This is a genomic window from Caballeronia sp. (genome assembly GCF_028292365.1).
GTDB lineage: Bacteria > Pseudomonadota > Gammaproteobacteria > Burkholderiales > Burkholderiaceae > Caballeronia.
Genome location: NZ_JAQGMM010000581.1, coordinates 1 through 16,340, shown reverse-complemented (window position 1 = coordinate 16,340; position 16,340 = coordinate 1). Strand labels below are relative to the sequence as shown.

The window sequence follows — 16,340 nt, the reverse complement described above, 5'->3', positions numbered from 1 at the left end:
GGCAGCACACCAGGCCTGCAATACCAGCGTTGATGTGAACCACCGTGCCGCCCGCGAAGTCCAGGATGCCGGCTGCCGACAGCCAGCCCGTCGGTTCCCACACCATGTGTGCGACCGGCGAGTAGACGATCAGTGACCACAAGCCCATGAATACGAGCATCGCAGAGAACTTCATGCGGTCGGCGAACGCGCCGGCAATCAGCGCCGGGGTGATGATCGCGAACGTCATCTGGTAGACGAAGTAGACGGACTCCGGAATCGTCGGCGCCAGGTGGCTGACGGTGAGCGTGACGCCCTTGTCGCCCTTGATGTAGTTCATGCCGTGCAGGAACACCCGCGAGAAGCCGCCGATGAACGAGTTACCCGGCGTGAACGCAAGGCTGTAGCCGACGACCGTCCAGATGATCGTGACCAGGCAGCAGATTGCGAACGACTGCATCACGGTCGCGAGCACGTTCTTCTTGCGGACCATGCCGGCGTAGAAAAGCGCGAGGCCCGGGATCGTCATGAACAGCACGAGGGCGGTGGAGGTCAGCATCCAGGCGGTATCGCCGGCACTGATCTTCGATGAATCAACAGAGAACGGTTCCGTCGGTGCGGCAGGTGCGGCTGCGGCGTCGGATGCAGGAGCGGCTGCCGATGCTGCCGTTGCGGCGCTGGCCGTATCGGGTGCGCTTGCAGGTGCTGCCGCGGTCGTGTCTGAAGCCGCGGCGGATGCAGCCGCTGGCGCGGACGCATCCTGCGCCATCACGGTGCCGGCGCTGACTCCCAGCAGCGACCCCGCCATCAACAAGGACATCAATAATTTACGCATTCTGCTGTTTCCTCTTATCGCCGTGTCTTTTTTTAGAGAGCGTCCGCGCCGGTCTCACCGGTGCGAATGCGAATGACTTGTTCAATCGGGGTGACGAAGATCTTGCCGTCGCCGATCTTGCCCGTGCGGGCTGCACGCTCGACCGCTTCGATCGCCTGGTCGACGATGTCGTCGGAAACCGCTGCTTCGATCTTCACTTTCGGCAGGAAATCGACCACGTACTCGGCGCCGCGATACAGCTCCGTGTGGCCCTTCTGGCGGCCGAAGCCTTTTACCTCGGTCACGGTGATGCCCGAGACGCCAATAGCCGACAACGCTTCGCGTGCTTCGTCGAGCTTGAACGGCTTGATGATTGCGGTAATGAGCTTCATTTTTCCCTCGCTGTGTGTCGAACAGAGCTGGCGCTTTAGCGCCTTAATCTGGTCCCATGCCGGTTCCCTCGCTGCCTCATGCCCGTCACGAGTGGCGTCTGATGCGCCACGCCGCGTTGTCGACCGCCCGGAAAAGCGCGCACGGACAAGGCCCGGGGCACATATGCAACTCGTATGCCATGCGCGTGTCCACGGCCTGCTGATTGGCTCGAAAGGCATGCCATGCGTGGGGTAGACCGGATGGCCAGCAACGCTTGCGTTCGCTGGCGCGCACCGTGGATCGTTGCTAGAGTGCTCCCAAGGTTCAGGCAATCGGACGAGTTTCAAAGCGCAACATCATGCTGAACGGATGTGTCGCGGTTCTCGTGATGCGCCAGAATGTGCACCAAAACGGATCATCCGGTTTGCCGGAGCACTGAGCTAACAATGAATGCACCTATATGGTGCGCAAGAGGAAATCTGCATGAAACAACCGAACGACGTATTCAATGACTTCCAGGCAAAGATGAGCGAACTCCTCAAGAATTCGCCGGCCAAGGACATTGAAAAGAATATGAAAGCCATGCTGTCCCAGGGTTTTTCGAAGCTGGACCTGGTGACACGCGAAGAATTCGATACCCAGACGCAAGTGCTCGTGCGTACGCGCGCCCGACTCGAGGAACTGGAACATCGCGTCGCGCAACTGGAAGCGAGGCTGGGCGGCGGACCGTCGTCGAGTTCGTCCAGCGCCCAGGACTGAAGTCCAGATGTTCTAAAGCGTGTCATCGGCTAAGCGAGCCGTGATGTTGGATCTGATGCTGGATCACTAAGCCGGCGCCTCGAATTAGCGAGGTAACGGCAGCGGGGAAAAAATCATGTCGCTTGCCGTGGTGCGCAGCCGCGCGCCCGCCTCTGGGCGCGCGCCCGAGGTGACCGTAGAGGTTCATCTCGCCAATGGATTACCTTCGTTTTCAATCGTCGGCTTGCCCGATCTCGAAGTTCGCGAAAGCCGCGAGCGGGTGCGCGCAGCACTCCAGAATTGCGGTTTCGATTTCCCGGTTCGCCGCATCACCGTCAATCTCGCTCCCGCAGACCTGCCGAAGGAATCCGGCCGTTTCGACCTGCCAATCGCATTGGGCATTCTTGCGGCGAGCGGCCAGATTCCGGCTGAAGCGCTGCTGCATCGAGAGTTCGCCGGGGAGTTGTCGTTGACCGGTGCACTGCGCCCCATGCGCGGCGCGTTCGCCATGGCTTGCGGCGCGGCGCGTCAATATGCGCGGGCGGGGTCGGCGCCTGAAGGCGGGTCCACCCGCGAGTCCGATTCCCGCATGCCCGAAATCTATCTGCCCTTGGGGAGTGCGGCGGAAGCGGCGCTGGTCCCGGGTATCGATGTATTCGGGGCCGCTGATCTGCCCGCTTTGTGTGCCCACCTCAGTGGTTCGGTCGACGGCCGTCTTACGCCTATCCGCGGCGCGGCGCCCGACTCCCCGTTGCGCAAGCGCGCGCCGTTGCCAGATCTCGTCGACGTGATTGGTCATCCCGGAGCACGCCGGGCGCTCGAAGTTGCGGCAGCGGGTGGGCATCATCTACTGATGGTCGGGCCGCCCGGCGCGGGGAAGTCAATGCTCGCCGCCCGGCTACCCAGCCTTCTTCCGCCCATGACCGATGACGAAGCGTTGTCGTCGGCGGCCATTCTCTCTGCGAGCATGCTCGGATTTTCGCCCTCGCAATGGCGCCAGCGACCGTTTCGCTCGCCGCATCATTCTTCGAGTTCCGTGGCGCTGGTGGGCGGGCGCAATCCGCCTCAACCCGGCGAGATCACGCTCGCGCATCTCGGCGTACTGTTCCTCGACGAACTGCCCGAATTCGACCGGAAAGTGCTCGAAACGCTACGCGAACCGCTGGAGGCCGGCCGCATCACTATTTCGCGCGCAGCGCATCAGGCCGATTTTCCAGCGGCGTGTCAATTGGTCGCAGCCATGAATCCCTGCCCGTGCGGCTGGCGCGGTGATCCAAACGGCCGATGCCGCTGCACGCCCGACGTCGCCACGCGTTATCTGCGCAAATTGTCCGGGCCGCTGCTTGATCGCATCGATATCCAGATCGAACTGCCCGCATTGTCGCCGGCGGAATTGTCGGGGAGAACTGCATCCGTTGGCGAAACCAGCGCGGTCGTTGCGCAGCGTGTCGCTCACGCGCGCGACCGGCAACTCGAACGGCAAGGCAAGACGAATCGTGAGCTGGACGGCCGCGAAGTGGACGCCGTCTGCCAGCTCGATGCCAATGGGGAAGCCTTGCTTCGCGAAGCCGGAGAACGGTTCGGCTGGTCAGCGCGTGCGTATTACCGCGTGCTGAAAGTGGCCCGCACGATCGCCGATCTCGCTGCGGCCGATTCACCAACCGCCGTCCACCTCGCCGAAGCGATTCAATATCGGCGGGCATTCACGACCGCATAAATCACCACCGGAACCGTACCCCTCGCAAAAAGAAAAATCGCCTGTCAAGACTTGACTTATGCACATTGCAGCGTTCTGTATTTCTCTAACATCTGATCAAACACTCATTTCGGCAATGTTCAACAGGCCATTGATTTAATTAACTATTTTCGGATGCACTGAATCAAGGCAAAGTAAGGAGAGCCGCGTCGGACGGGCACTTGACGAGGCTGCCGCGAGGTTTTCCACAAAGTTATCCACAGCCTCTGTGGATAGTTTAAAAAACCGAGATAAATCCTAGTTTTAGCTGAAAATGCTTGTGCGATTTCTCATGCGCGAAACGTTTGCTGTGTGTTGTTCAATTTGAGAAATATGCGCGAACGAATGGATGCGCTTTAGGGCAAATACTTAAAAAAGTTTGAACGAGGAAAAAAATTGATCGATTTGATCGGGCGGCGGCGCCTTCGTTGAGACGATTGCGACCTGGTAAGCGTGAGTCCCCTTGGCGATGAAACGCGCCCGGATCTGACGCGTTTCGCTTTTCTGGCCATTGGCGCTCGTGTTGCCCGTCCCGCTCGTGCCGCTGACGGTGATTTCCGCGCCAGCCAAACGTCCGCCTGCCGCCACTTCGATATCCACCGGGTGCGCAGCGGGCGCGGCGTTGAGATTGCGCGCCAATCCTTGCTGAAGAAAATCGAGCGCAGCACGCTGGGTCGCAGGGTCGGCATCAGGCAAGTCAACCGTACCGACGGCGAATACCGCGTCACCCGCCTCGGCCATCTGCATTTTCATATGCATTGGCTTGCCGGCAATGTCGATATCGCGGGCGTCGGAACGCGGCTTCGCCGGGAAGGTGACTTCGTAGGCGTCGTCGTTGTTCTGGATCGTGCGCCAGTCATAAGACGGCGTGCAGGCCAGCAGCGCGGCGGCGGTGAACAAGAGCGTGGTGGTCGAAGCGGCCGATTTGAACAACGTGAGCGGGGAACGCACTACGGTATGAAGAACAGCGCGCTTCGAGGCGCGGGGGAAAGATCGGATCATGAGAAAAGCTGCGCGGAAAAGCATGATTATCCGCTGCCGGTGCTGAATCCGTCGCCGGTGACCAAGACGGCAGCTTTCGGACGTGACAGCGCCCTGCCTTGCAACCAGCTCACGGCAAGCCACACGCAGCCACACGCAAAACGCCTTTTCAAGATTGGGGCTAAAATGCGGTCCATCCAGTCAGGCTGGCATCGTTGCGAATTTACCAACTACGAACCGAGCACGCTCGAGGTTTCCATGTCAGAGAATTCACAGGTTTCACCGGGGCGCAGCCGGAGCCCGCTGCGCTACATCGTGATGGCGGTTGTCGCCGGCGTGATTGCGTGCACCGGCTATTTTGCGTTCGGCGGTCAGCAACGCGTTCCGGACGCCACGTTCACGCTGTTGTCAGGCCAGAAGATTTCGACATCGACGGATCTCAAAGGCAAGGTCTACCTGATCAATTTCTGGGCGACCGATTGCGAAACCTGCATGAAAGAGATGCCGGCCATGGTCGACACGTACAACCGTTTCAAGGGCCGCGGCCTGGAATTCGTCGCGGTGGCGATGAAATACGACGCGCCTATGTACGTGACCAACTACGCGCAAACGCGCAATCTGCCGTTCAAGGTTGCAATGGATGACGGCAGCGCTGCGAAGCAGTTCGGCAATGTGCAACTGACGCCGACTACGTTTGTCGTGGATAAGGACGGCAAGATTCTGAAGCGCTACGTGGGTGAGCCGACGTTCGCAGAACTCGACGCGCTTCTCGACAAAGCACTGAGCGCAGCGTGAGGCCTGAGGTCGCCAGGACCTCAAGCGTTACACGGGCAAAAGCAAAACACCCGCCGATTCATCGGCGGGTGTTTTGCTTTGTAGAGCAGGAAAGCCAGGAAAGACACCGAGCCTTCCCTACCGCTCGACCTCTCCCTTCGCCGCGAGCCCATAGCGCTTGATCTTCTCGTAGAGCGTAGCCTTGCCGAGCTGCAGTCGATCGGCTGCGGCAGCCACCACACCGCCGCACTGCTCCAGCGCCTCTCCGATCACCGCGCGTTCGAACTGCTCCGTACGCTCCTTAAGCGATTGCGTGGCGGCATCGAGCGGGACACCGGTTTCATCGATGATACCCAGCACCATCCGGTCCGCCGCGTTGCGCAGTTCACGCACATTGCCCGGCCAGTCGCGCTGCATCAGTTCTGCTCGCTGGCGATCGCTGAGCAACGGCGCGGGGCGCTCGTATCGCACGGCGGCGTCGAGCAAAAAATGCTCGAACAACGGCACCACGTCTTCGCGGCGTTCTGCAAGCGGCGGCAGCGTGATCGTGACCACATTCAGCCGATACATCAGATCGCGCCGGAACGTGCCTGCCGCAACATGCTCGGCCATATCGCCCTTCACGGCCGCGATCACACGGCAATTCGCCCGGATCGGCTGATTCGAGCCAAGCCGCTCCAGCACGCCGTCCTGCAGCACGCGAAGCAACTTCACCTGCAACGCGAGCGGCATGCTTTCGATCTCATCGAGGAACAGCGTACCGCCCGATGCATGTTCGAGCTTGCCGATGCGGCGTTTCTGCGCGCCGGTAAACGCGCCGGCCTCGTAGCCGAACATCTCCGACTCGAACATCTGCTCGGGCAACGCGCCGCAATTCACCGCGATAAACGGCTTGTCCCGGCGCGGCGACAGGTCGTGCAGGCTGCGCGCGATCAGTTCCTTGCCGGCGCCAGTGTCTCCGTTGATCAGCACGGAGGCATCGGTGGGCGCCACATTGGCGATCAGTTTGCGCACCTGTTCAATCGCCGGGCTGCGTCCGATGATTCTTGGCGCTACGCTGCTCTGCCCGGCGAGTTCACGCCGGAGAGCGCGATTCTCCAGCACGAGCGTGCGCCGCTCCAGCGCGCGCCGGACTGCTTCTATCAAGCGTTCCGATGCGAATGGTTTTTCAATGAAATCGTAGGCGCCGTCGCGCATGGCCTGGACGGCCATCGAAATATCGCCGTGGCCTGTCACGAGGATGACCGGTACTTCGGGCGCGCGTTCGTGGCATTGAGCCAGAAGGTCGAGGCCGCTCGCACCCGGCAGGCGGATATCGCTCACGATCACGCCGGGGAAACTGGCATCGATCAGACGCGATGCTCCCTCCACGCTGCCAAATGCGGTTACCTCGAAGCCCGCGAGCTGGAGGCTTTGCACGTTTGCGCGGCGCACCAGTTCATCGTCTTCGATGAAGATCACCTGAAGGCCTGTGGTCATGGGTTTCTACTCCTGCGTGTTGCTGCTGTCAGCGCGAAAACGCTGCGTGCTCCGGCATTTTCTCAGCATGGTGAGCGTGCGGGTGCACCGGTCATGCCCTCGTCACGCGCGATGCAGCGTAATCACGAATTCTGCCCCCTGCGAGCGATCCGCGTCGGCCTGCGTGCCGCCTTCGGGCCCATCCACCTCCATCTGCGGGATCAAATTGCGCGCCACCAGCGTGCCACCATAATCCCGAGCGATGGCTGATGAAATCGCCAACCCCAAGCCCAATCCGTGGCCCATTTCCTTCGTCGTGAAAATCGGCTCGAACAGGCGCGGCAGGACGTCAGGCGGAATGCCCGGCCCGTTGTCGCGCACCACGATATCGACGGTCGTTTCGTGCCTCATCAACTCGATCTCGATTCGCGGCACATCGCACGCGGCCACCGCGTCCAGCGCGTTGCCAATCAGGTTGATCAGGATTTGCTCGAGCCGCAGGTCCTCGCAGCGCACAAACAGCGGTGGACTGGAATCGGCGCGTTCGGTGGCATCGAAGGCGAACGCCACATTCTTCATGCGTGGCTGCAACATGGCGAGCACGTTGCGCAATGCACGGCCAACATCGGTACGCGCGTTTTTCGGACGGGCCTTCGACACGAACAACTTCAGCTGATTCGTGATCTTTCCCATGCGCTCGGTCAGCGCGGCAATCGCCTCGAGATTCTCATGCGCCGCCACGTGATCGCCGCGCTCGATCAACACGCGGGTGTTGTCGGAGAAACTGCGCAACGCGGCGAGCGGCTGGTTCAGCTCATGCGTGATCCCTGCCGCCATCTGTCCCAGCGCGGCCAGTTTGCTCGCCTGGATCAGCTCGTCGTGGGCGGCGCGCAGGTCCTGTTCGGCCCGCGTGCGCTCACTCACCTCCTTGGTCAGCAACGCGTTCGCCTCCGATAAATCCACCGTCCGCTCAGCGACGCGTTCGTTCAACTCCGCATACGCGGTCTGCAACAACGCGCGGCTGCGGATCATTTCGCGCACACGCACACGCCGCATGCGCCAGTAGAACGCGAGCAAACACAGCGAGACGAACACCAGCGCCGTCACAATCGTCGCGCTCCACGCGGCATCGACTGCCGGATCGAGAGACACCATGGTGATCAAGTGCCAATCGGGTTCGCCCAGCGCTCGCTGCGTGGCGAGAAAACTTGGCGCGTCGCGGCCGCCGCCCACACGCACGATTTGCGCGCCGCCTTCGAGCGTGCGCACGATAGTCATCGGCAACGCAGTGATCGGATGCTGCGCGTACTGCCGTGCTGAATAAACCGACGCTTCGATATCCTTAGGCAACGGCCGCAGCGTGTGATATTTCCACGCCGGCACCGACGACAGGAAGATCACGCCATGATCGTCGGTGACGAGCAGCGGCTCGGAAGCATCGGCGCCTTGCAGCCATTCCAGGTTCAGCTTGACCACCGCCACGCCGATAATGTCGCGCGTTCCCTCCTTGAGTACCGGCTGCGAGATGAAATAACCGGGCTCGCGCGAGATGGTGCCCAGTCCGAAAAAGCGACCGGTCCCGCCCTTGACGGCATCGACGAAATATGGCCGGAACAGGTATTCCGCGCCCACGAAACTATCCGGGCCATCCCAGTTGCTCGCCGCCACGCAACGCCCGTTCGACTGGATGATATAGGTCGCCGTGGCCCGCGAGCGCGCGTTGAGGTCGGCGAGGTAACGGTCCGCGCGGGCGGCGAATTGCGGGTTCGGATCGGCGAGAACTTCCTGCACGAACGGATGGCGCGAAAGCAGATAGGGGAGATATTCATAACGGTCGAGCGTGCTTTTCAGCTCGGCCGTTGTGCGGTCGACGCGCGCCGCCGCGTTTTGACGCAACGTGTCGAGGCTACGTTGCCACGCGATGCTCCACGTCAGCGCGCACACGCCGGCGAGCGCCGCGAGAAGAATCAGGAAAACGATCAAACGCCGCGTCACGTGAACGGGTTCCAGACGATGGAGACCCCCGATTGTGGCACGCGCCGCTTCGAACGCGGTTTCTGCCGACGCCTTCGCGACACTCTCCGTAAACGGACGCGGCGAAGCATCCGCCACCGAATGCTTCGCCGCTTTCATTGCTGTTGATTCCGTTTCGCTTGAATGGGGATGTCGGGTAAGCAGCGCGCCAGGACAAGCGGCTGCTTTTTCCCGATCAGGACACCGTCTCGGCTTCGGTATCCACCGCGCCGTGCTTGAGCTGATCGCGCAGCTTGTTGCGGTCCAGTTCCTTTTCCCATGCAGACACAACGACCGTTGCCACGCCGTTGCCTACGATGTTCGTCAACGCGCGGCACTCGCTCATGAAGCGGTCGATGCCAAGAATCAGCACCATGCCCGACAGCGGAATGGTCGGCACGACAGCGAGCGTTGCAGCCAGCGTGATGAACCCTGCGCCGGTCACGCCGCTTGCGCCCTTCGACGTCAGCATGGTCACCGCGAGCAGCGTCAGTTGCTGCGTCCACGTCAGGTCGGTATTCGTCGCCTGCGCGATGAACAGCACGGCCATCGTCATGTAGAGGTTGGTGCCGTCGAGGTTGAACGAATAACCGGTCGGCACCACGAGGCCGACGACCGAGCGCGAGCAGCCGAGCTTTTCGAGCTTGAGCATCAATTGCGGCAGCGCGGCTTCCGACGAGCTCGTGCCGAGCACGATCAGCATTTCTTCCTTGATGTACGCGACGAACCGCAGGATGTTGAAGCCCACCAGGCGTGCAATCGCGCCGAGCACGACGACCACGAACACGATCGATGTCAGATAGAACGTGCCGATCAGCTTGAGCATGGGCACCAGCGAGCCGATGCCGTACTTGCCGATGGTGAACGCCATTGCACCGAACGCGCCGATCGGGGCCAGCTTCGTGATGATGCGCACGATGCCGAACAAGATGTGCGACAAGCCTTCGATAAAGCTCGTCACCACGCGGCCTTTCTCACCGGCAGTCGCCAGCACAGCGCCGAACAACAGCGCGACGAGCAGGATCTGCAGGATCTCGCCTTGCGCGAATGCCGACGAGATCGTGTCCGGGATGATGTGCATCAGGAAGTCGGTGGTCGTCTGACCGTGCGCCTTCGCGGCGTACGAGGCGACTGCCTTGGCATCCAGCGTAGCCGGATCGATATTGAAGCCCACGCCAGGTTTCAGCAGGTGCGTTGCGGCGAGGCCGAGCACAAGCGCGAAGCTGGAGACGACTTCGAAGTACAGAAGCGCCTTGCCGCCCACGCGTCCGACCTTCTTCATGTCTTCCATGCCGGCAATCCCGGTCACGACCGTACAGAAGATGATTGGCCCGATCACCATCTTGATGAGCTTGATGAAGCCGTCGCCGAGCGGTTTCATCTCGGTGGCAAGCGCGGGATAGAAATGCCCGAGCGCAATGCCGATGGCAATAGCCAACAGCACCTGCACATACAGGACTTTATAAAAAGGTTTCTTGACGGTTGTCACAGTGGTTCCGGGCATGGTCGGCGAGTCGCAAAAGGGTGAGACAAAAACGCGCCGGCGCTAGGTTGCGGCGATGCGCGTCTGGCGTCGGCAAAATCAGGTCAAGCTGGATGGGATGGGGTGCATCGAGTCGTCTCCCTGTCTTTTTTGTGGCCTGTCTGGCCTGCCCTTCATATTGCAAGGTCGATGCCAGTTTTTGACTCGCCTTTAGCGTTGATTTTTAAGGGTTTTTTGTTGACAGGACGCAGCAGAAATCCGCGTTTCCGGAATTCGGGAATTGCATCGTCCGACCATCCAGACGGCATTCGGGTTATCCCTGAGACGCTTTATCTACGGGCTTTCCCGATGTTTTTGGTGTTTGGCGCGGGGTCCGGCAACGTCATGCATTCCGGGCGATCGGAGAGGTCTCAAAACGGAAAAACCCACGTTTCCGTGGGTTTTTCGTTTCGTACCAGGCAAGCCAGAAGACCTACATCGCGCCAACCAGGCCTGCGTCGTGCGCCTGCTGATCGGCGTGATAGCTCGACCGCACCATTGCCCCAACCGCAGCGTGCGTGAAGCCCATCTTGTACGCTTCTTCCTCGTACATCTTGAACGTATCCGGATGAACGTACGAACGCACCGGAAGGTGATGCTCGGAAGGCTGCAGATACTGGCCAATCGTCAGCATGTCGACGTTGTGCTCGCGCAGATCGCGCATGACCTGAAGAATTTCTTCTTCCGTTTCTCCCAGGCCGACCATCAGGCCGGACTTGGTGGCGACTTCCGGATGCAGCGCCTTGAAGTCCTTCAGCAGCTTCAACGAATGCGCGTAATCCGAACCCGGACGCGCCTCCTTGTACAAACGCGGCACCGTTTCGAGATTGTGGTTCATCACATCAGGCGGCGCGGCGGTCAGGATGCCGATTGCACGGTCCAGACGGCCCCGGAAATCCGGCGTCAGGATTTCGATGCGCGTCATGGGCGAATGCTCACGCACTTGCCGGATACATTCCACGAAGTGCGCAGCGCCACCGTCGCGCAGGTCGTCGCGGTCCACGCTGGTGATCACCACATACTTGAGCTTCAGCGCGCCGATCGTGCGGGCGAGATTCAGCGGTTCGTCGGCATCGAGCGGATCGGGGCGGCCATGGCCCACGTCGCAGAACGGGCAACGACGCGTGCATTTGTCGCCCATGATCATGAAGGTCGCGGTGCCCTTGCCGAAACATTCGCCAATGTTCGGGCAGCTCGCTTCTTCGCAGACCGTATGAAGGTTGTGTTCGCGCAGGATCTGTTTGATCTCGGTGAAACGCGAACTGCCCGTTGCGGCCTTCACGCGAATCCACTCAGGCTTTTTCAGCTTTTCGATCGGGATGATCTTGATCGGGATGCGCGCCGTTTTCGCCTGCGCTTTTTGCTTGGCGGTGGCGTCGTAGGGGATGGCAACGGGAGTTGATGCGTCAGTACTGCCAGCCAGATTTCCAGTTACATCAGTCATTCGGTCGGTCCATTCAGACGGCCACGCCGTTCTGTGGTTGGGCGGCGGTCGCGCGATGGCCGCCGATATGGTGAGTGAGGTTTTCAGCCAGCGTTTGCGCTACATCGTTCCAGTCTGCCGCTACGCCGAGGGTTGCCATGTCGACGGTTTCGAGACCGGCGTAGCCACACGGGTTGATCGCGAGGAACGGTTGCAGGTCCATTTTCACGTTGAGACTCACACCGTGATAACTGCAGCCATTGCGGATTTTCAGCCCGAGCGCTGCGATCTTGGCGCCCGCGTGCGATTGTTGTGCCGGCTGCGACGGCGTTGGCGCGACGTAGATACCCGGCGCGCGCTCCTTGCGTTCCGTTGCAAGATTATACGATGCAAGCGTTTCGATCACGCCGGCCTCGATTCGCTGCACGAGTTCGCGGACCATCAGCTTGCGGCGGCGCAGGTCGAGCAGCAGGTACGCAACGACTTGTCCGGGGCCGTGATACGTAATCTGGCCCCCGCGATCGACCTTGACGAGCGGGATATCGCTGTTGGGATTGAGCAGATGCGCGGGGTCGCCAGCCAGCCCAAGGGTGAAAACGGGCGGATGCTCGACAAGCCAGATTTCATCCGTCGTCTCGGTCGTGCGCGCGTCCGTGAAGGCGCGCATGGCGTCGAAGCTTTGGGTGTAGGGCTCGAGGCCGCGCCAGCGGAATATGACCAAGGGGGCCAAGGCACCAGGGACGGAACGATCTGTTGATGCTGAGTGGGGAGTTATTACCGGCTGGGCGGACATAGTCCCGTTAGTTTACCGAAGTTCGGTTATCCGCGCCGGTGGACGGTTTTTGAGGTGCTTTTTGTGGCGGCCTAGCGCTGGTAGCGAGCAAACCAACCCGACTACTGCGCCGGCTCGCGCCAGTAAACCCCTCAGGTCCACCGACGCGAGCAAAACCGCCAAACAGCCACCGGAGTCCGAACGAAAAACGAACGGGCCCTGTTAAACCGTCCGCCACCCCGACCTGAACCGGCCGCCAAGCTTCTCGATACCGCGCGCGAGCCATCCAATCGCACGCTGATCCGCCCGCGGCGCCAACGTGAACACCACCTGCGCGGTGCGCCCCTTCTCCGTGCTCAGCCACAACCGCTCACGTTCACGCAGCTTCAGGGAATCGCCTGGCACAAGCCAGTAATCTTCCGTATCGTTACTACGCGTGGCCCACACCGGTGCACCCTGAACGACCAGCCTGACGCTGCGGCCAATCTTCATCGGAACCGTTTCACCATCGCCAATCTCAAACGTGATGCTTGTGGATATTTCTCGCATGACAGCCTCCGCCAAAAATCGTGTTGATGGCTATAAGATAGGCTCAGCATAGCTTTAAGCAAAACGAGCAATTTTCTTCGGTTTGTGAGATAAATTCACATAGACAACTCGAGTGAACGCCCGTGGACCTTCGACAACTCCCCGCCCTGAACGCGCTGCGCGCCTTCGAAGCTGCTGCGCGCCACGAAAGCTTCTCGCGCGCCGCTGACGAACTGTTCGTCACTCACGGCGCCGTCAGCCACCAGATCCGTGCGCTCGAAGCCGATCTCGGCGTCACGCTGTTCGCTCGCGACGGCAAACGCGTACGCCTGTCGGACATTGGCCGCCAATACGCCACCGAGGTGCGCGCCACACTTTCCGCCCTCGCCGAAGCCACGCGCCGCCTGCGCTCAGGGGAACGCGACCGGCGGCTGGTGGTGTCGATGCTGTCGTCGTTTTCAGCACGTTGGGTGACACCGCGGATTGGCGGGTTTATTGAAGAGCATCCGGAAATCAACCTGGAACTGCTTTCGACGAATACGCTCACCGATTTCACCCGCGACGACGTGGACGTCGCCATCCGTTTCAGCAGCCTCGGCAAATATGCCGGACTGCATGCGGAGGAATTGCTTGATGAAGTGTTTTTCCCGGCGTGCTCGCCGAACTACAACGACGGCAAGCTGCCGCGCACGCCCGCCGACCTGGCAGACGCGCCGTTGCTACGCTCGCACGACGAGCTCTGGAAGCCGTGGTTCGACGCGGCCGGACTTGTCGACCTTGCTGAGCCGAAGCGCGGGGTTTTATACGAGGATTCGTCGAATTTGCTGCAGGCAGCCATTCAAGGCCAGGGAATCGCGCTCGTGCGCCGGTCGCTTGCCATGCAGGAAATCGTGGCGGGCCGGCTCGTGCGGCTGTTCAATGTAGACGGACCGAGCCCGTGGAATTACTACTTTGTGTGCCCGCCCGCGTTGCTCGGAACGCAGCGCGTACAACACTTTCGCACCTGGCTCTTCGATGAAATTGCGCGCTTCAAGCAGCTCTACGAGTGCACGCCGGCCGCATGCGATGCTCCCATGCGGCCGCCCCGGACCGCGCCGGAGCTCAGGCTTAAAGCACCACTTTGACCATTGGGTGACCCGTCAACGCCCGATAGATATCGTCGAGATGTGCGCGGCTTTGCGCCCGCACGCTGATGGTCAGGCCGGTGTATTTGCCGCCCGAGGACGGGCGCACTTCAATGCGCTCGATGTCAAACTGGTCGTCGAATTCGCGGATCACGGTCACGACGGCATCGCGGAATTCCGGATGCGTCGCGCCCATCACCTTGATCGGAAAATCGCAGGGGAAATCGAACAGGGCGTCGATATCGGGTGAGCTCATTGTGTTCTCCATCACAGGACGCCCGGTCCGCCCGGGCGTCTTACAGCTTGCATAGATGGAGCCGGATCGAATAAATCCAACCGCCATCCTGCCCTGGTGCTTACTTCTTCAGCTTACTTCTTCTTTTGCCACATCATCAGCAGCGAGTCCCACGTCCGGCCGACAAAACCGGCTTGCGGCACTTCCTGCAACGCGACCAGCGGAAACTGCGCAACTTCCTTGCCGTCCGCCATCATCTTCACGGTGCCGATCTGCTGGCCCTTCTTGATCGGCGCGACGATGGTGTCGTTGTGCGTGACGGTGGGCTTGACCTTATCGCCCATACCCTTCGGCACGGTGATGTACTGATCCGTCTCCACGCCCGCCTTCACCAGATTTTCCGTGCCCTTATAGACGCGCGGCGAATCGATCACCTGACCCGCCTTGTACAGACGCAATGCGTCGTAGGCCGTATAGCCGTAGTTCAGCATTTTCAGGCTGTCCTGCACCCGGTTGTGCTCTTTCGGCTCGCCCATCATCACGGCGACCAGACGGCGGCTGGCTTCGGGCACCCCGTCCAGCGGACGTTTCGCCGTGGCGATCAGGCAATATCCGGCGGCTTTGGTATGACCGGTCTTGAGACCGTCAACGGTGGAATCGATCCACAGCAAGCGGTTGCGGTTCGGCTGCTTGATCTTGTTATAGGTGAAATCCTTCACCGAGAAGATGCCGTAGTACTCAGGGAAATCGCGGATCAGGCGCGTGGACAAAACGGCCAGATCGCCCGCCGTGGTGTAGTGCTGCGGGTCGGGCATGCCGTTCACATCGGCGAAATGAGTATTCTTCATACCGATCTGTTTGGCCGCCGCGTTCATCAGCGCGACGAAGTTCGACTCACTGCCGCCCACCAGTTCAGCCAACGCGATCGCCGCGTCATTACCCGACTGAATAATCATGCCGTACACGAGATCGTGCACGGTCACCGGCTTGTTCGCCTCGATGAACATGCGCGACTCGTCCGTGCCCACGCGGCGCACGGCTTCGCTCGGCATGACCGTCTGGTCCATGTTGATCTTCTTCGACTTGAGCGCGTCGAAGACAAGATAAGCGGTCATGAGCTTGGTCAGCGACGCCGGCTCCGAGCGCTCGTCCGGGTTGCCGGAAGCAAGCACCTGATTGCTGGTTGCATCGACGAGAACCCAGGAACGCGCCGTGACATCCGGCGGTGGCACTTGCGCAAATGCAGTTGCCGCGACAAGTGTCGCGGGCAAGACGATAGCGGCAGTGACAGCGCGATGAATGGAGGAAGGAGCGACGAAAGACAAGCTTGAAGGGGAAAAGCGCATAGGTTCGGATCGGCAGAAAAAACATCGGCGAGTCAGGCATTCCCTTCAAGGAAATACGCAACGCGCGGGTTGTACAGGCGGAGGGTCAGTCCAGTAGAGCGCTTGGGTGAAGACAACGTTGGACGTCGCGCGAAACGCGGATCGTTGGACCCGTCAGGACCGCTGGGGTTGCATTGGTTTTCGTTTGACAGCTTTTGAATCGTGTTCGAACTACCGCTGAATCACGGTCAGTTTTAAACGACGACGTAAAGCACACAACACTGTAAAACCGAGACAAACCCGGCGAGAGCCCGGTTGAATCCTTAATCCGCCGGCGCGGCATAAAACGCTCGCTGGACTGACCTCCGCGCGCTTCGATACTCGAGCGGCACATGGGCAATGCGCACCCGGTCATGTAGATGCCGGACACGTGCCGCATGCGCTACGGCGAGCGCTAAACCGACAAGCGGTCGCGCAAAAGTCTGCGCCATTATACGCGTGCGCCAAACCGCTTTTGCCGCGAAAGTGGCTGGATGTGCCGGGGATT

General features: G+C 60.6%; 14 protein-coding genes and 1 pseudogene. 4 read left to right on the top strand and 11 right to left on the bottom strand.

Going from position 1 to position 16,340, the window contains the following annotated elements:
• Positions 1-814: pseudogene (locus tag JWR14_RS34235) on the bottom strand (ammonia channel protein); the annotation flags it as partial.
• Between the two features lie 32 nt (positions 815-846).
• On the bottom strand, positions 847-1,185 hold the full coding sequence (locus tag JWR14_RS34230; RefSeq protein ID WP_031364354.1) for a P-II family nitrogen regulator: 339 nt from the start codon (positions 1,183-1,185) through the stop codon (positions 847-849).
• A gap of 463 nt (positions 1,186-1,648) precedes the next feature.
• On the opposite strand from JWR14_RS34230, the gene JWR14_RS34225 reads away from it, so the two are divergent.
• Both JWR14_RS34225 and JWR14_RS34220 read left to right on the top strand, forming a co-directional pair.
• The gene (locus tag JWR14_RS34225) at positions 1,649-1,924 is read left to right on the top strand and encodes an accessory factor UbiK family protein (protein ID WP_299718345.1); all 276 of its coding nucleotides are present in this window, start codon (positions 1,649-1,651) and stop codon (positions 1,922-1,924) included.
• A gap of 115 nt (positions 1,925-2,039) precedes the next feature.
• Positions 2,040-3,620: a YifB family Mg chelatase-like AAA ATPase gene (locus JWR14_RS34220; RefSeq protein ID WP_299718343.1), complete on the top strand. Its 1,581-nt coding sequence runs from the start codon at positions 2,040-2,042 to the stop codon at positions 3,618-3,620.
• Positions 3,621-4,007: 387 nt separating this feature from the next.
• Here the strand turns inward: JWR14_RS34220 and JWR14_RS34215 are convergent, their stop codons facing one another.
• The gene (locus JWR14_RS34215; protein ID WP_299718341.1) at positions 4,008-4,640 is read right to left on the bottom strand and encodes a hypothetical protein; all 633 of its coding nucleotides are present in this window, start codon (positions 4,638-4,640) and stop codon (positions 4,008-4,010) included.
• A 237-nt stretch (positions 4,641-4,877) separates the two neighbouring features.
• Here JWR14_RS34215 and JWR14_RS34210 point away from each other — a divergent pair, with 237 nt between their 5' ends.
• On the top strand, positions 4,878-5,414 hold the full coding sequence (locus JWR14_RS34210) for a TlpA disulfide reductase family protein (RefSeq protein WP_299718339.1): 537 nt from the start codon (positions 4,878-4,880) through the stop codon (positions 5,412-5,414).
• Positions 5,415-5,531: 117 nt separating this feature from the next.
• Here JWR14_RS34210 and JWR14_RS34205 read toward each other — a convergent pair whose 3' ends face one another.
• From JWR14_RS34205 to JWR14_RS34180, 6 genes are all read right to left on the bottom strand, one after another.
• A complete protein-coding gene (locus JWR14_RS34205) occupies positions 5,532-6,872 on the bottom strand; it encodes a sigma-54 dependent transcriptional regulator (protein WP_299718337.1) in 1,341 nt (446 codons plus the stop codon).
• Positions 6,873-6,974: 102 nt separating this feature from the next.
• On the bottom strand, positions 6,975-8,984 hold the full coding sequence (locus JWR14_RS34200) for an ATP-binding protein (protein ID WP_299718334.1): 2,010 nt from the start codon (positions 8,982-8,984) through the stop codon (positions 6,975-6,977).
• Positions 8,985-9,060: 76 nt separating this feature from the next.
• The gene (locus JWR14_RS34195) at positions 9,061-10,368 is read right to left on the bottom strand and encodes a dicarboxylate/amino acid:cation symporter (protein ID WP_299718332.1); all 1,308 of its coding nucleotides are present in this window, start codon (positions 10,366-10,368) and stop codon (positions 9,061-9,063) included.
• A gap of 451 nt (positions 10,369-10,819) precedes the next feature.
• Positions 10,820-11,830, bottom strand: coding sequence for a lipoyl synthase (gene lipA / locus JWR14_RS34190; protein WP_299718330.1), 1,011 nt, complete (start codon positions 11,828-11,830; stop codon positions 10,820-10,822).
• A gap of 13 nt (positions 11,831-11,843) precedes the next feature.
• The gene (gene lipB / locus JWR14_RS34185) at positions 11,844-12,602 is read right to left on the bottom strand and encodes a lipoyl(octanoyl) transferase LipB (RefSeq protein WP_299718328.1); all 759 of its coding nucleotides are present in this window, start codon (positions 12,600-12,602) and stop codon (positions 11,844-11,846) included.
• Between the two features lie 201 nt (positions 12,603-12,803).
• Entirely contained in the window at positions 12,804-13,130 is a 327-nt protein-coding gene (locus JWR14_RS34180) for a DUF2917 domain-containing protein (RefSeq protein WP_299718326.1), read from the bottom strand.
• 122 nt (positions 13,131-13,252) lie between these two features.
• Here JWR14_RS34180 and JWR14_RS34175 point away from each other — a divergent pair, with 122 nt between their 5' ends.
• On the top strand, positions 13,253-14,233 hold the full coding sequence (locus JWR14_RS34175; protein WP_299718324.1) for a transcriptional regulator GcvA: 981 nt from the start codon (positions 13,253-13,255) through the stop codon (positions 14,231-14,233).
• Here the strand turns inward: JWR14_RS34175 and JWR14_RS34170 are convergent.
• Both JWR14_RS34170 and JWR14_RS34165 read right to left on the bottom strand, forming a co-directional pair.
• On the bottom strand, positions 14,217-14,489 hold the full coding sequence (locus JWR14_RS34170; RefSeq protein WP_299718322.1) for a DUF493 family protein: 273 nt from the start codon (positions 14,487-14,489) through the stop codon (positions 14,217-14,219). The two genes, JWR14_RS34175 and JWR14_RS34170, sit on opposite strands and share 17 nt — an antisense overlap.
• A 113-nt stretch (positions 14,490-14,602) precedes the next feature.
• On the bottom strand, positions 14,603-15,814 hold the full coding sequence (locus JWR14_RS34165) for a D-alanyl-D-alanine carboxypeptidase family protein (RefSeq protein WP_299718320.1): 1,212 nt from the start codon (positions 15,812-15,814) through the stop codon (positions 14,603-14,605).
• Positions 15,815-16,340: the final 526 nt, after the last annotated feature.

Excerpts from the sequence above, each read along its gene's own strand:
- JWR14_RS34165 (WP_299718320.1), bottom strand. The coding sequence starts at position 15,814 with ATGCGCTTTTCCCCTTCAAGCTTGTCTTTCGTCGCTCCTTCCTCCATT.
- JWR14_RS34225 (WP_299718345.1), top strand. The coding sequence starts at position 1,649 with ATGAAACAACCGAACGACGTATTCAATGACTTCCAGGCAAAGATGAGC.
- JWR14_RS34200 (WP_299718334.1), bottom strand. The coding sequence starts at position 8,984 with ATGAAAGCGGCGAAGCATTCGGTGGCGGATGCTTCGCCGCGTCCGTTT.
- JWR14_RS34230 (WP_031364354.1), bottom strand. The coding sequence starts at position 1,185 with ATGAAGCTCATTACCGCAATCATCAAGCCGTTCAAGCTCGACGAAGCA.
- JWR14_RS34210 (WP_299718339.1), top strand. The coding sequence starts at position 4,878 with ATGTCAGAGAATTCACAGGTTTCACCGGGGCGCAGCCGGAGCCCGCTG.
- lipB (WP_299718328.1), bottom strand. The coding sequence starts at position 12,602 with ATGTCCGCCCAGCCGGTAATAACTCCCCACTCAGCATCAACAGATCGT.
- JWR14_RS34215 (WP_299718341.1), bottom strand. The coding sequence starts at position 4,640 with ATGATCCGATCTTTCCCCCGCGCCTCGAAGCGCGCTGTTCTTCATACC.
- JWR14_RS34170 (WP_299718322.1), bottom strand. The coding sequence starts at position 14,489 with ATGAGCTCACCCGATATCGACGCCCTGTTCGATTTCCCCTGCGATTTT.
- JWR14_RS34205 (WP_299718337.1), bottom strand. The coding sequence starts at position 6,872 with ATGACCACAGGCCTTCAGGTGATCTTCATCGAAGACGATGAACTGGTG.
- lipA (WP_299718330.1), bottom strand. The coding sequence starts at position 11,830 with ATGACTGATGTAACTGGAAATCTGGCTGGCAGTACTGACGCATCAACT.
- JWR14_RS34220 (WP_299718343.1), top strand. The coding sequence starts at position 2,040 with ATGTCGCTTGCCGTGGTGCGCAGCCGCGCGCCCGCCTCTGGGCGCGCG.
- JWR14_RS34195 (WP_299718332.1), bottom strand. The coding sequence starts at position 10,368 with ATGCCCGGAACCACTGTGACAACCGTCAAGAAACCTTTTTATAAAGTC.
- JWR14_RS34180 (WP_299718326.1), bottom strand. The coding sequence starts at position 13,130 with ATGCGAGAAATATCCACAAGCATCACGTTTGAGATTGGCGATGGTGAA.